A 13,610-nucleotide genomic window follows, 5' to 3' on the forward strand; every position below is an offset into this window, starting at 1 on the left:
TTCGGCATCTTGCGCACCCAGATCGGCGCCAGCGTGCAGTTTTCCAGGATTGTCAGATGCGGGAAGAGGTTGAAGTGCTGGAACACCATGCCGACCTCGCGGCGCACCTCGTCGATTTTCTTGAGGTCGTTGGTGAGCTCCACGCCGTCGACGACGATCTGGCCCTTCTGGTGTTCTTCAAGACGGTTGATGCAGCGGATCATCGTTGACTTGCCGGAGCCCGACGGCCCTGCGATGACGATGCGCTCGCCATTCATGACCTTGAGATTGATGTCGCGCAACACGTGGAAATCGCCGTACCACTTGTTCATGTTGACGATGTCGACGGCCACATCGGTCGCGGAAACGGTCAATTTCTTTGGTTTGATCTCAGCCATGCGTGTTCCCTCATTCTTGTTGCTTGCGGCCTATCGTCTATAACCCGTATCGAGATGGCGTTCCATGAAACCTGAATAGCGCGACATTCCGAAGCAGAACAGCCAGAAAACGAAGCCTGCGAAGATTAGGCCCGTCATCGGAGTGACGGCTGTCGCCCAGTTGGCGTCGGAGAAGTTCAGCTTCACGATGCCGAGCAGGTCGAACATGCCGATGATGGTGACCAGCGAGGTATCCTTGAAGGTGCCGATGAAGGTGTTGACGATGCTCGGGATGACCAGCTTGATGGCCTGCGGCAGGATAATCAGCCGTGTCTTCTGCCAATAGCCGAGACCAAGCGAATCCGCACCTTCGGATTGTCCCTTCGGGATGGCCTGCAGGCCGCCGCGGATGACTTCGGCCATGTAGGCCGACGTAAAGATCGACACGCCGATCAATGCGCGCAGCAGCTTGTCCACTGTCCAGCCGGTCGGCAGGAAGAGCGGCAGCATGACGCTTGCCATGAACAGCACGGTGATCAGCGGAACGCCGCGGATGACCTCGATGAAGGTCACGCTCAGCATCCGGATCACGGGCATCTGCGATCGCCGCCCAAGCGCGAGCAAGATCCCGCAGGGAAGCGACACGGCGATGCCAACGAAGGACAGGATCAGCGTCACCATCAATCCGCCCCAGAGCGGTGTATCCACGACTTCGAGACCCAGTCCACCGTGGAGCAGCCAGAAGGCGACGATCGGAAACACGATGAAGAGCAGAATGGCGTTCAGTCCCTTGCGCGGCACCGAGGGGATCAGCATCGGCACAAGAAGGAGAACGAAAAGGATGCCGACGATGGTCGGTCGCCAGCGATCGGCAAGCGGATAGCGCCCGAAGATGAACTGGTCGTATTTGGCACTGACGAACGCCCAGCACGCTCCGCTCCAGCCTTCCGGTTGCACGCCGCCCTGGACGGTCGTTGCGCAGAATGTGCGATCTGGTCCGGTCCAGACGGCCTGGACGAACAGCCAGTTGATCAGGTGCGGCACGCACCATGCAAGCAGGCCAACCGCGAGGATAGTCAGCACCACGTCCTTGGGTGTCGCGAGCAGGTTCTTGCGGATCCATGCGTTTGCCCCTTTTTGGCTCGACGGAGCCGGCTCGGGGGCAATCATGGCCGATCTGACGAAGGAATGATTGGATACGGACATCTATCTCTCCACCAGCGCCATTTTGGCATTGAACCAATTCATGAACAGCGAAGTCAGGATGCTCAGGCCGAGGTAGACGATACCCCAGATACAGACAATCTCGATCGCCTGGCCGCTCTGGTTGAGAATTGTCCCACCGACGGCCACGAGATCCGAAAAGCCGATCGCGATAGCGAGAGACGAGTTTTTTGTCAGGTTCAGATACTGGCTGGTCAGCGGCGGAATGATGATGCGCAGGGCCTGCGGCACGACAACAAGTCGCGTGACGCTCGACGCATGGAGCCCAAGCGCGCCGGCTGCCTCGGACTGCCCCTTCGGCACGCCGCGAATGCCGCCACGAACGATCTCGGCGATGAACGAGGCGGTGTAGAAGGACAGGGCAAGGAAGAGCGACATGAACTCCGGACCGATGACCGAACCGCCCGTCAGGTTGAACTTTCCGGCGATCGGCATGTCGAACGAGAGCGGAAGGCCGGACAGGAGAAAGACCACCAGCGGCAATCCGATGATCAGACCGATCGACGCCCAGACCGTGTGGAACGGCTGGCCGGTGGCGGCCTGGCGTCGGTGAGCCCACCGCGCTATGAAGAACACGGCGACGACGGCGAGCAGCAAAGCGATGCCGACGGCGATCATGCCGGTCCCGAAGATGGCCTTCGGAAATGCGAGACCTCTGTTGTTCAGGAACATGCCGAGCGGCAATGCCACGGATTCGCGAGGCTGCGGCAAAACGGAGAGAACCCCGAGATACCAGAAGAAGATGACCAGCAGCGGCGGGATGTTGCGGAACACTTCGACATAGACCGTGCACAACTTGGCGATCAGCCAGTTGTGCGACAGACGCCCGATGCCGATGATGAAGCCAATGATCGTCGCCGTGATGATGCCGGTGACGGCCACGAGCATGGTATTTAGTATCCCGACCAGCAAGGCGCGACCATAGGTAGCGTCGCTGGAATAGGAAATCAGCGACTGGCCGATTTCGAAGCCGGCACGGCCGCGAAGAAATCCGAAACCCGATGCGGTATTGCTGCGCGCAAGATTTGCCGCGGTGTTATGCGCAATCCACCAAACCAGGCCGACCAGTATCGCCAGCGTCAAGGCCTGAAAGAAGATACTCCGATACTTCGGGTCGTACATGGCCGACCTTAAATTCCAGCCGGTCCCGGGCAAATGTGTCGATTCCACTGCCTCTTGCGTCATGCCGTGCCATTCCCCTAGGTGCCCGTTTTCGGGCTTCTTTTTTGGAAGAGGAAAGGCGATGGCTCGCCTTTCCGGGCTTTCGTTGGTTCGATCAGCGAACCGGTGGGGCGTACTGGATGCCGCCCTTGTTCCACAGGGCGTTCAGGCCGCGTGCTATCTTGAGCGGGCTGCCTTGGCCGATGTTACGCTCGAAGATTTCGCCGTAATTGCCGACGCCCTTGATGATGTTGTAGGCCCATTCGTTGGTGAGGCCGAGGTCGGTGCCGATCTTGGTGTCGGTTTCAGTGCCGAGGAATCGCTTGATGTCGGGGTTCGGAGAATTCTTCAGCTCGTCGACATTGGCCTGTGTGATGCCGAATTCCTCGGCATTGATCAGGGCGTAGAACGTCCACGAAATGATGTCGAACCACTGGTCATCACCCTGGCGGACTGCCGGGCCAAGCGGCTCCTTGGAGATGATTTCCGGAAGGATGACGTGCTCGTCAGGATTCTTGAGCGTTAGGCGCAGCGAATAGAGACCGGACTGGTCGGTCGTGTAGACGTCGCAGCGGCCGGCGTCGTAAGCAGCGTTGACTTCAGGAAGGTTTTCGAAAACCACCGGATTGTACTGCAGATTGTTGGTCTTGAAGTAGTCGGCGAGGTTGAGCTCGGTCGTCGTGCCGGCCTGTACGCAGATTGCGGCGCCGGAGAGTTCGAGAGCCGACTTCACGTTCAGGCTCTTTCGAACCATGAAGCCCTGACCGTCGTAGTACGTGATCGGGCGGAAGTTGAAGCCGAGTGCGGTGTCGCGGTTGATGGTCCACGTCGTGTTGCGCGACAGAACGTCGATTTCGCCCGACTGCAGAGCCGTGAAGCGCTCCTTGGCGTTGGTCGGCGTATACTTGACCTTGGTCGGATCACCGAAGACGGCGGATGCCACGGCCTTGCAGAAATCGACGTCGAAACCGGCCCAGTTGCCGGAGGCGTCAGGCGCGGCGAAGCCGGTGAGGCCGGTGTTGACGCCGCATTGGACGAACCCCTTTGCCTTTACGTCTTCCAGAGTGGTGGCCGAAGCTGCCGAAGCGCCAAGTGCGAAAGCTGCGCCGATTGCGGCCGACAGAAGCTTAATCTTCATTTTTCCCAACCTTTTCCTTTGTCTTATCTTTTCTTGTGGGAGCGTCGGCTGAAGCGCACAAACCTCCCAAGCGACCCGACACCCTCCCGGCGCGAGCGGTTCTATCACAGTCGCAAATGTCACTATGGTCAAGTGTCGCGCCGCAATATTGCGTGATAATTCGGCAATTCGCTTAGCGGGACGCGCAAAACAAGCAGATGACTATCCAATAGGCAGCATTTGGCGAAAAAATCCGCTAAAACGCACTGATATATCTAGTGGATTCATCTTGCCGCGACGTACCCCGCCGTTCGCGCCGGGGTTGACCGCACCGTCGGGCAGGTCCAAGAGTTTGGCAATTGCATCCCACCCCCAAAGGCTACTTCCGACATGAGCGACAGAGTCGGCCTGCTTCAGAACGCAGGCATCAATACCCGCCTTTCCCACCTCGGCAACAATCCCGCCGATTATCATGGCTTCGTCAACCCGCCGGTCGTGCACGCCTCGACGGTGCTTTTTCCGACGGCCAAGGCGATGGAAACGCGCGCGCAGAAATACACCTACGGAACGCGCGGTACGCCGACCACCGACGCGCTCTGCGAAGCGATCGATGCGCTTGAAGGATCGGCCGGTACCATCCTGGTGCCGTCCGGCCTCGCGGCCGTCACCGTTCCGTTCCTCGCGTTTCTGTCGGCGGGCGACCATGCGCTCGTCGTCGATTCGGTCTACGGTCCGACGCGCCATTTCTGCGATACGATGCTGAAGCGTCTTGGCGTGGAGGTCGACTACTACTGCCCGATGGCCGGCGCGGGCATCGAAGCCCTGATCAAATCGAACACGAAGCTCGTTCATACCGAAGCTCCGGGCTCCAACACCTTTGAAATGCAGGACATCCCGGCAATCGCCGCGATCGCGCACAAGCACGGCGCGGTGGTGACGATGGACAATACGTGGGCGACGCCGATCTATTTCAGGCCGCTCGGCTTCGGTGTCGATATCTCGATCCACGCGGCCACGAAATATCCATCCGGTCATTCCGACATTCTCATGGGAACGGTCTCGGCCAACGCCAAGCATTGGGAGCAGCTCCATGAGGCGAATATCACGCTCGGGATCTGTGGCGCGCCCGACGACGCCTACCAGATCCTGCGTGGTCTGCGGACCATGGGCGTGCGTCTCGAACGCCACTACGAGAGTGCTCTGACCATCGCCAAGTGGCTTGAGGGCAGGGAAGACGTCGCCGCAGTTCTGCACCCCGCTCTGCCGAGCTTCCCGGGACATGATCTCTGGAAACGCGACTTCAAGGGCGCGAGCGGGATCTTTTCCTTCGTGCTGAAGGCTGACACGGCCAGCGGTTTCAAGCCCAAGGCGCATGCCTTCCTCGACGCCTTGCAAATATTCGGTCTCGGTTGGTCCTGGGGAGGCTTCGAGAGCCTTGCGGTTCACGTGGGCCTAAATGATCGCCGTGTCGCCAAGGCGCCGACCGAAGGACCTGTTATCCGCCTGCAGATCGGTCTGGAGGATATCGACGATATCAAGGCCGATATCGAGCGGGGCTTTGCCGCCGCAAAAATGGTTTGATCAGTCGACGGCACGGTAGCCATAGATCCAATCGAGATCCGCCGCGAGACTTTGCGGCGGTTTCAGCGACAGCACGATATCACGTCCGATGCGGATCGGGCCGCGGGCGTGATAGGCAAACCTGTTGAAGGCGCCGCGCTGTCGCAGCCGGTTTATGCGCGGCATGCGATGCGCCTCGAAGAGTGGCAGGGCCTCGGCTGCGGGGCGCGTGGCGAGAAATGCGGCCAGTTCATAGGCGTCCTCGATCGCCATTGCGGCCCCCTGCGCTGCAAATGGCATCATCGCGTGCGCCGCATCGCCGATTAGCACGGTATCTCGACCGTTCTGCCAGTTACCGGCCGTCGCTTCGTAGAGCGGCCAGAAGGTCATGTCGTTGGCCGCAGCGAAAAGCGAAACAAGCGCGCCGCTCCAGCGTGAGAACTGCGACATCAGCCGCTGCCGCTGGGCCTCTGTCAGTTGCCCCAGCCAAGCAGGCGTCTCGTCCTGCCCGGCGGTGATCGCCACCATGTTGAAGCTTTCGGTTTCCCTGAGGGGGTAACAGATAAGGTGGGCCGACGGCCCTAGAAAGGCAGATACGCTGTTGCGATCGAGGAATGCAGGCGCACTCGCCGCAGCAATCGTGAAACGGTAGGCAACACAACCGGAAAAGCGCGAGGAGGGGCTGCCGGCGATCAGCCCGCGCGCCTTCGACCAGACGCCGTCTGCGCCGATCAAAACATCCGCCTTGCGGATCGCGCCGGGCAATTCGCCGTTTGCGATGCCTGCGCCGAGATGGAGCGTGCAGTGCGGGTTCTTCTGAACTGCATCGAGCAAGGCTGCCTGCAGGGTCGCGCGATGCAGCACGCCATAGGGGGCGTTCCAGCGCGTGCGCGCAAACTGGCCCGAGGGAACCGCCGCGAGCTCGCGGAGCGATGTGCCTGATATCAGTCGAATTGACTGCGGCTCGAGCCACACTTTGGTCAAGCTCTCGACAATGCCGAGCTTGTCGAGAATTCTTGTCGCGTTGGGCGAGAGCTGAAGGCCTGCGCCAACCTCCGTCAACACTGGTGCCTGTTCGAAAATCTCAGAGCTTCTACCGTGCTTTGCCAGGGCGAGCGCCGCCGTCAGGCCCGCGACGCCAGCGCCAATGATGGCGGCATGTTCGACCGGCATCGCGGGTCCGATCTCCAGGGCGCGGCGGCTTTACGCCGCCTTGACGTGGAAGACGCAGCCGGCAGGGTTGGTCTGGTTTGCCTTGAGCGAGCTGTTGAAGCGGTACAACGTCGAGCAGTAGGAACAGACCTTCTCGTTGTCGTCGCCCATATCGATGAAGATATGCGGGTGATCGAAAGGAGCAGAAGCGCCGGTGCACATGAATTCCTTCACGCCGACTTCGACAACGCGGTGTCCGCCGTCGTTCTGGAAGTGGGGAATGTTGTGACCGGCCATAGTGATCTCCGAATGCTTTGAATTGTGCGCGGACCTTATAATCCTTCGCCGCAAATGTGTAGAGCCAAAGCGACGCACTCCGGACAGTTTTTGGGCGGGGCAGGGGTTCCCGTTCGCCGGTCGATAAAATATGGTCCCGTCGAAAAACAGGACTGCCTCGATGAATTTGAATACGCCTGCCTTTTCCAGCTTCACGCATGATGGGCTAAGACTCGCCTATTTCGATGAAGGCGATCCAAGCGGCGCCCCGGTGCTGCTGATTCACGGCTTCGCGTCGACCTCAAGTGTGAACTGGGTGCATCCCGGGTGGCTGAAGACGCTCGGCGATGCCGGTTACAGGGTGATCGCCATGGACAATAGGGGCCACGGCGCCAGCGACAAGCCGCATGACGCCGAGGCCTACCGGCCGTGGCACATGGCTGGCGACTCGATTGCGCTCCTCGATCATCTCGCTATCCCGGAATCGAACGTCATGGGTTACTCCATGGGCGCACGCATTTCGGTGTTCGCCGCGCTCGCTCGCCCCGATCGAGTGCGCTCGCTGGTGCTCGGAGGGCTCGGCATCGGCATGACCGATGGCGTCGGCGACTGGGATCCAATTGCCGATGCGCTGCTCGCCCCCTCTCTGGATGATGTAAGCCATGAGCGCGGTCGCATGTTCCGTGCCTTCGCCGAACAGACGAAGAGCGACCGCCGGGCGCTTGCTGCCTGCATTCGCGGTTCGCGCGACCTCGTGGCGAGAACCGACATGGGAAAGATCGATGCACCGACACTGATCGGCGTGGGAACCAAGGACGATATTGCGGGATCCGCTGAGGAGCTTGCCGCGCTGATGCCGAATGCCCAGCCGCTCGACATCCCCGGACGCGACCATATGCTGGCTGTAGGTGACAGGGTGTTCAAGAAAACCGTGCTCGAGTTTTACGACGAAGTCGCCAGGGGGTGACATCGCGATCATCGGTTGTGGCGGCCGAAACATCCGGGAAACCATTCTCGCATAAGCCATTTATGTCAGCGGTATTTTGCCGTATATAGAGCCATTCAGACGGCATACGAGGAGGCCTTCCATGGTCGCAAAGACAGACATTCGTCCTCTTGAGACGGCAAGCTCGCTCAAGGTGATGGATCCGATCTGGGACAGCCTGCGCGAGGAAGCGCGCGTCGCCGCCGAAAACGATCCGGTGTTGGCTGCGTTTCTCTATTCGACCGTGCTCAACTATCGCTCGCTGGAAGAATGCGTGATCTACCGCATCTGCGAGCGTCTCGACCATCCCGACATGCAGGCTATCCTGCTTCGCCAGACCTTCGACCAGATGCTGGAAGACTGGCCTGAATGGGGCGCGATCCTGCGCGTCGACATACAGGCGATCTATGATCGCGATCCCGCATGCCTGCGCTTCATGGAAGCCGTACTCTATTTCAAGGGGTTCCATGCGCTGCAAACGCATCGCCTGGCACACTGGCTCCTCAACCGCGGACGCCGCGACCTTGCCCTCTATCTGCAGAGCCGCTCTTCGAGCGTATTTCAGACGGACATCAATCCGGCCGCGCGGATCGGCCGCGGCATCTTCCTCGATCACGCGACCGGCCTCGTCGTCGGCGAGACGGCGGTAATCGGCGACAACGTTTCGATCCTCCATGGCGTGACACTGGGCGGTACCGGCAAGGAAGGTGCAGACCGGCATCCGAAGATCGGCAGTGGCGTACTGATCGGTGCCGGTGCCAAGATCCTCGGCAACATCGAGATCGGCTATTGCTCCCGCATCGCCGCCGGGTCGGTCGTTCTCAAGGCGGTACCACCGAAGACCACGGTCGCGGGCGTGCCTGCCAAGGTGGTCGGAGCGGCAGGGTGTTCGGAACCGTCGCGGATCATGGATCAAGTAATCGGCGCCGACATCTAAGGCTTCAAGCGACCCCCTATATCTAAGGTATTGTATGTCGCTTGCAGCTAGGAGCCTGCGCGGAGAACGGCGGGGATAGCGATGATCATCGATCCCCGCGCCTTTACAGCGCCGTCTTTCCCGTGCAAAAAGCGGCCAATCGAGATCGCTCAGGAGATGCAGTGTGAAGCCCGAAGAAATCAAGAAACTCGACGCGTATTTCAAGCGCACGTTCAACCCGCAGATCGTCGTTAAGGCCCGTCCGCGCAAGAACGATTCCGCTGAGGTGTACCTCGACGAAGAGTTTCTGGGTGTCGTCTATATCGATGACGAGGACGGTGATCGCTCCTACAATTTCTCGATGGCGATCCTTGACGTCGACCTGACATGACATCAGGCGCTGGGCCGTGGCTCATGCGCGGACGAAGATACAAGCCGCAGTACATGCGGCTTGTCGACAGCCGGCCCGGTAGCGTCGGCGTCATCGAAATATCCGACCTCCCCGAAATAGCTGAAACATCACGCTGACCTCCGTTCAAAGGCTTATCGAAAAGGGAATTCGTCTCTGGACCAACTGGCGAACCGCTCCATCTTGAGTGGTGAGCATGTGCTCAATTGCCAGCAAGGGGATGTTGAGAATGGGTATTTTCGACAAGATCAAGCATGCCATTTTCGGGGGCGAGGCACAGGCTGTCCCGGTTACGCAGGCCGCAGCGCCGAAGATAGAGCCGGCACAGGCACCTGTTTCACCTTCTGCCGCGCCGTCGCCGGCGCCGAGTGCAGCGCCCGCGCCTTCAGTGGCTGTGGTCGATATTGTCCCGGTGCTCGATGCGGCGGTGAAGAAAAGCGGGCAGAAGCTCGATTGGCGCCGCTCGATTGTTGACCTCATGAAAGCCGTGGGAATGGATGCGAGCCTTGCGGAGCGCAAGGAACTGGCCGCCGAGCTCGGCTACACCGGAGACACCCACGATACCGCGACGATGAACATGTTTCTGCACAAGGCGCTGATGAAGCGGCTTTCGGAAAACGGCGGCAAGGTGCCGGCCGATCTCCTCGATTAGCCGTTTGGGTGCCGCAAACCGGATTCTTTGCAAAATCTCCGGTTGCGGCTCTCTGATATATTTTAGTGAAATCAATTATCGAGGCGAGTCGCCTGCAGCCATTGGAATTTGAGATGTTCCGAATGCAAGCGGTGATTGTTTTGCGATGCACAAGATCGCTTGATCTTTGGGTGCGGTGCGGCTACCTTTTGGGCTTCCGAGCACAAGGAGGATTTTCATGCTGAACTTTGATGACGCCACTGGAAAGAGCAAGGAAGCCATCGAAACGATATTGAAGAGCTATTCTGAGACGACAAAGGGATTTCAGGCAATCGCCACGGAGGCGACCGAGTATTCCAAGAAATCTTTCCAGGATGCAGTCACGCATTTTGAGACGTTGTCCGGCGCGCGCAGTTTCGAAGCTGTCCTCGAACTGCAGACCGGCTATGTGAAGTCTGCATACGAGAGTTTTGTCGCTGAAGCGACGAAGTTGAGCGAAATGTATGCGGATCTCGCCAAGAGTGCCTACAGGACCTACGAGGCGCCGGCGGCTGCGGCCGTTGCGAAAGCTGCCAAGCCTGCGGTGGTGACGCCCGCCGCGGCATAGGAGCGGGCGGTGCATAAGCTGCATACCTCTTGAAAAACGAAGGCCGGCTACGCATCTGCAGCCGGTCTTTTCGTTTTTCACGAGATGCTTCACGTCCGCGTCGCTAGTTTTTGTGTCTTTGCGTCATGTCCGGTTGAATTGTGATTGCAGTGTGGAGCGAGGGGCTTAAAATCGCTCTACAATGAACTAAGTTAGTAATTCAGATATTCGGCGGGTAAAGCAGGCCTCCCATGCACCGCCGGATTGATCGGGGAATGAATGAATATGATCGTACAGCCGATCCGGATGCAAAATGACAGCGAAAGGAACGGGGACAACGGAAATCGCGGCACCTCGGTCATCACGCGCACAAAGCCTAAGACGAAGAAACCCAATCTGTACCGTGTGCTGATTCTGAATGACGACTACACGCCGATGGAGTTCGTCATCCATATCCTGGAGCGTTTTTTTCAGAAGGACCGTGAAAGTGCCACCCGTATCATGCTTCATGTCCATAATCATGGCGTCGGCGAATGCGGAATATTTACATACGAGGTAGCGGAGACCAAGGTGAGCCAGGTGATGGACTTCGCCCGACAGCACCAGCATCCGCTGCAATGCGTCATGGAAAAGAAGTGAGGATCTGAACGTGCCAACATTTTCGCCTAGTCTTGAGAAGGCGCTCCATCAGGCACTGACCTTTGCCAACGAGCGGCATCACGAATATGCAACGCTCGAGCATCTGCTGCTCGCCCTGATCGACGATGCCGATGCGGCCGCGGTCATGGGCGCCTGCAATGTCAATCTCGACGCGTTGCGCAAAACGCTTATTGAATATGTCGATAACGAACTCTCCAATCTGGTCACGGGTTATGACGAGGACTCCAAGCCGACATCCGGCTTCCAGCGCGTCATTCAGCGTGCGGTCATTCATGTTCAGTCGTCCGGTCGCGAAGAAGTGACGGGAGCAAACGTGCTCGTCGCCATCTTTGCCGAGCGCGAAAGCCATGCTGCTTATTTCCTGCAGGAGCAGGAAATGACCCGTTACGATGCGGTCAACTACATCTCCCATGGGATAGGCAAGCGCGCCGGATCGTCTGAAACTCGGACGCCGCGTGGTGCCGATGATGGCGAGTCGGAGAGCAAGCCGGTATCGCGCGGCAGCGGCGAACAGGAAGAAGGCGGCGCCAAGAAGCAGCAGGACGCCCTTAAGGCCTACTGCGTGAACCTCAACGAGAAGGCCAAGGTCGGCAAGATCGATCCGTTGATCGGGCGTCATGCCGAGGTTAACCGCACGATCCAGATCTTGTGCCGCCGTTCGAAGAACAACCCTCTTTATGTCGGAGATCCCGGCGTCGGCAAGACGGCGATCGCCGAAGGCCTGGCCAAGCGCATCGTCGAAGGCAAGGTGCCGGAAGCACTGGCTGACGCCACCATCTTTTCGCTCGACATGGGCACGCTGCTTGCCGGCACACGTTACCGTGGCGATTTCGAAGAGCGTTTGAAGCAGGTCGTCAAGGAACTCGAGGAGTATCCGGGTGCGGTTCTGTTCATTGACGAGATTCACACGGTCATCGGCGCCGGCGCCACCTCGGGCGGAGCGATGGATGCCTCGAACCTCTTGAAGCCGGCTCTGTCTTCAGGCGCGATCCGTTGCATCGGGTCGACCACCTACAAGGAATACCGTCAGTTCTTCGAGAAGGACCGGGCTCTGGTTCGCCGCTTCCAGAAGATAGACGTCGCCGAACCGTCGATCGATGATGCGATCGAAATCATGAAGGGCCTGAAGCCCTATTTCGAAGAGTATCACCATCTGCGCTACTCGAACGAGGCGATCAAGACAGCCGTCGAGCTGTCGGCACGCTACATCTCCGACCGCAAGCTGCCCGATAAGGCAATCGATGTGATCGACGAGACCGGGGCGGCCCAGATGCTGCTGCCCCCGTCCAAGCGTCGCAAGCTGATCACCGAAAGGGAGATTGAGGCCACGATTGCCACGATGGCCCGCATTCCGCCGAAGACCGTGTCGAAGGACGACGAAGCCGTTCTCGCCAATCTCGAGCAGGAACTGCGTTCGGTCGTCTACGGTCAGGATACGGCGATCGAAGCCCTGTCGACCTCGATCAAGCTGGCGCGTGCCGGCCTTCGCGAGCCGAACAAGCCGATCGGCTCCTACGTCTTCTCAGGCCCTACGGGCGTCGGCAAGACCGAGGTGGCCAAGCAGCTGGCGTCGTCGCTTGGCGTCGAGCTTCTGCGCTTCGACATGTCGGAGTACATGGAGCGCCACACGGTTTCACGTCTGCTGGGTGCGCCTCCCGGCTATGTCGGCTTCGATCAGGGCGGTCTCCTGACCGATGGCGTCGACCAGCATCCGCATTGCGTGGTGCTGCTCGACGAAATCGAGAAGGCACATCCCGACATCTACAATATCCTGTTGCAGGTCATGGATCACGGCACACTGACCGACCACAACGGCAAGAAGATCGACTTCCGCAACGTCATCTTGATCATGACGACCAATGCGGGAGCGTCTGAGATGGCCAAGGCGGCATTCGGCTTCGGTTCGTCCAAGCGGACGGGCGAGGACGAAGAGGCGCTGAACCGCATCTTCACGCCAGAGTTCCGCAACCGTCTCGACGCGATTATTCCGTTCGCGCCGCTGCCGACTGTCGTCATTCACAAGGTCGTGCAGAAGTTCATCATGCAGCTCGAGGCGCAGCTTTCCGAGCGGAACGTTACCTTCGACCTGCACGACGATGCGATCGCCTGGCTGGCTGATAAGGGCTACGACGAAAAGATGGGTGCCCGCCCGCTGGCGCGTGTCATCCAGGACGTCATCAAGAAGCCTCTGGCCAACGAAATTCTCTTTGGCAAGCTGAAGAAGGGTGGCGTCGTCAGCGTTACTGTCGGCCCGAAGGAAGATGGCAAGCCCGGCATCATCCTTGAATCGGTATCGGACAGTGCACCGATCAAGCCGAAGCCAGAAGCCGAGGTCATCCACCCCGAGGGGGACGACCAGGATGACGGCGAGCTGACGACCAAGACGCGTCCGAAGAAGGCGGCGGCCGCTGTGAAGAAAGCGAAGGCGGCAGTCGCCGAGCCCCAGGTCAAGATTCCGCCCAGGAAGGGCAGCGCGGTCCCGCGTGTGCCGAAGAAGTAAAGTAAAGAAAAGCGGCTTTCGGGCCGCTTTTTTTTGTCGTATCGGACCGCGCTTAGGCGAAATTTAAGTGCAATCGA

General features: G+C 59.3%; 14 protein-coding genes. 8 read left to right on the forward strand and 6 right to left on the reverse strand.

The window, feature by feature from the left end; all coding sequences use genetic code 11:
- The 4 genes from AC1D2R_RS03060 to AC1D2R_RS03075 all read right to left on the reverse strand — a co-directional run.
- Positions 1–377, reverse strand: a 377-nt coding sequence (locus AC1D2R_RS03060) for an ATP-binding cassette domain-containing protein (RefSeq protein ID WP_477964659.1), incomplete at its 3' end; no start/stop codon positions are given.
- A gap of 30 nt (positions 378–407) precedes the next feature.
- A complete protein-coding gene (locus tag AC1D2R_RS03065) occupies positions 408–1,562 on the reverse strand; it encodes an amino acid ABC transporter permease (RefSeq protein ID WP_477964661.1) in 1,155 nt (384 codons plus the stop codon).
- The gene (locus AC1D2R_RS03070; protein ID WP_477964663.1) at positions 1,563–2,765 is read right to left on the reverse strand and encodes an amino acid ABC transporter permease; all 1,203 of its coding nucleotides are present in this window, start codon (positions 2,763–2,765) and stop codon (positions 1,563–1,565) included.
- A gap of 91 nt (positions 2,766–2,856) precedes the next feature.
- Positions 2,857–3,879 carry an amino acid ABC transporter substrate-binding protein gene (locus AC1D2R_RS03075; protein WP_477964665.1) on the reverse strand — a complete coding sequence of 341 codons (1,023 nt, stop codon included), beginning with the start codon at positions 3,877–3,879 and terminating at the stop codon, positions 2,857–2,859.
- A 369-nt stretch (positions 3,880–4,248) separates the two neighbouring features.
- Between AC1D2R_RS03075 and AC1D2R_RS03080 the strand changes: the two genes are divergently transcribed.
- Positions 4,249–5,439, forward strand: coding sequence for a cystathionine beta-lyase (locus AC1D2R_RS03080; protein ID WP_477964667.1), 1,191 nt, complete (start codon positions 4,249–4,251; stop codon positions 5,437–5,439).
- Here AC1D2R_RS03080 and AC1D2R_RS03085 read toward each other — a convergent pair whose 3' ends face one another.
- The gene (locus AC1D2R_RS03085; RefSeq protein WP_477964669.1) at positions 5,440–6,591 is read right to left on the reverse strand and encodes an FAD-dependent monooxygenase; all 1,152 of its coding nucleotides are present in this window, start codon (positions 6,589–6,591) and stop codon (positions 5,440–5,442) included.
- A gap of 30 nt (positions 6,592–6,621) precedes the next feature.
- Complete coding sequence (locus tag AC1D2R_RS03090; protein WP_037061456.1) at positions 6,622–6,867, reverse strand: zinc-finger domain-containing protein; 246 nt, start codon at positions 6,865–6,867, stop codon at positions 6,622–6,624.
- Between the two features lie 160 nt (positions 6,868–7,027).
- On the opposite strand from AC1D2R_RS03090, the gene AC1D2R_RS03095 reads away from it, so the two are divergent.
- The 7 genes from AC1D2R_RS03095 to clpA all read left to right on the forward strand — a co-directional run bounded on the left by AC1D2R_RS03095 (position 7,028) and on the right by clpA (position 13,533).
- Entirely contained in the window at positions 7,028–7,813 is a 786-nt protein-coding gene (locus tag AC1D2R_RS03095) for an alpha/beta fold hydrolase (protein ID WP_477964671.1), read from the forward strand.
- A gap of 121 nt (positions 7,814–7,934) precedes the next feature.
- The gene (gene cysE / locus AC1D2R_RS03100; protein WP_477964673.1) at positions 7,935–8,768 is read left to right on the forward strand and encodes a serine O-acetyltransferase; all 834 of its coding nucleotides are present in this window, start codon (positions 7,935–7,937) and stop codon (positions 8,766–8,768) included.
- A gap of 163 nt (positions 8,769–8,931) precedes the next feature.
- Positions 8,932–9,138, forward strand: a complete 207-nt coding sequence (locus AC1D2R_RS03105) for a DUF3126 family protein (protein WP_477964675.1) — start codon at positions 8,932–8,934, stop codon at positions 9,136–9,138.
- A gap of 247 nt (positions 9,139–9,385) precedes the next feature.
- Positions 9,386–9,808: a DUF3597 domain-containing protein gene (locus AC1D2R_RS03110; RefSeq protein ID WP_477964677.1), complete on the forward strand. Its 423-nt coding sequence runs from the start codon at positions 9,386–9,388 to the stop codon at positions 9,806–9,808.
- Positions 9,809–10,025: 217 nt separating this feature from the next.
- Positions 10,026–10,394: a phasin family protein gene (locus AC1D2R_RS03115; RefSeq protein ID WP_477964679.1), complete on the forward strand. Its 369-nt coding sequence runs from the start codon at positions 10,026–10,028 to the stop codon at positions 10,392–10,394.
- 264 nt (positions 10,395–10,658) lie between these two features.
- Complete coding sequence (gene clpS, locus AC1D2R_RS03120; protein ID WP_037061466.1) at positions 10,659–11,012, forward strand: ATP-dependent Clp protease adapter ClpS; 354 nt, start codon at positions 10,659–10,661, stop codon at positions 11,010–11,012.
- A 10-nt stretch (positions 11,013–11,022) separates the two neighbouring features.
- Positions 11,023–13,533 carry an ATP-dependent Clp protease ATP-binding subunit ClpA gene (gene clpA, locus AC1D2R_RS03125; protein WP_477964681.1) on the forward strand — a complete coding sequence of 837 codons (2,511 nt, stop codon included), beginning with the start codon at positions 11,023–11,025 and terminating at the stop codon, positions 13,531–13,533.
- Positions 13,534–13,610: the final 77 nt, after the last annotated feature.

This window comes from Rhizobium sp. P1_C7 (assembly GCF_056406295.1).

What these genes read in the sequence shown, in the direction of transcription:
- AC1D2R_RS03065 (WP_477964661.1), bottom strand. Translation starts at nt 1,562, where the DNA reads ATGTCCGTATCCAATCATTCCTTCGTCAGATCGGCCATGATTGCCCCC.
- AC1D2R_RS03070 (WP_477964663.1), bottom strand. Translation starts at nt 2,765, where the DNA reads ATGACGCAAGAGGCAGTGGAATCGACACATTTGCCCGGGACCGGCTGG.
- AC1D2R_RS03075 (WP_477964665.1), bottom strand. Translation starts at nt 3,879, where the DNA reads ATGAAGATTAAGCTTCTGTCGGCCGCAATCGGCGCAGCTTTCGCACTT.
- AC1D2R_RS03080 (WP_477964667.1), top strand. Translation starts at nt 4,249, where the DNA reads ATGAGCGACAGAGTCGGCCTGCTTCAGAACGCAGGCATCAATACCCGC.
- AC1D2R_RS03085 (WP_477964669.1), bottom strand. Translation starts at nt 6,591, where the DNA reads ATGCCGGTCGAACATGCCGCCATCATTGGCGCTGGCGTCGCGGGCCTG.
- AC1D2R_RS03090 (WP_037061456.1), bottom strand. Translation starts at nt 6,867, where the DNA reads ATGGCCGGTCACAACATTCCCCACTTCCAGAACGACGGCGGACACCGC.
- AC1D2R_RS03095 (WP_477964671.1), top strand. Translation starts at nt 7,028, where the DNA reads ATGAATTTGAATACGCCTGCCTTTTCCAGCTTCACGCATGATGGGCTA.
- cysE (WP_477964673.1), top strand. Translation starts at nt 7,935, where the DNA reads ATGGTCGCAAAGACAGACATTCGTCCTCTTGAGACGGCAAGCTCGCTC.
- AC1D2R_RS03110 (WP_477964677.1), top strand. Translation starts at nt 9,386, where the DNA reads ATGGGTATTTTCGACAAGATCAAGCATGCCATTTTCGGGGGCGAGGCA.
- AC1D2R_RS03115 (WP_477964679.1), top strand. Translation starts at nt 10,026, where the DNA reads ATGCTGAACTTTGATGACGCCACTGGAAAGAGCAAGGAAGCCATCGAA.
- clpS (WP_037061466.1), top strand. Translation starts at nt 10,659, where the DNA reads ATGATCGTACAGCCGATCCGGATGCAAAATGACAGCGAAAGGAACGGG.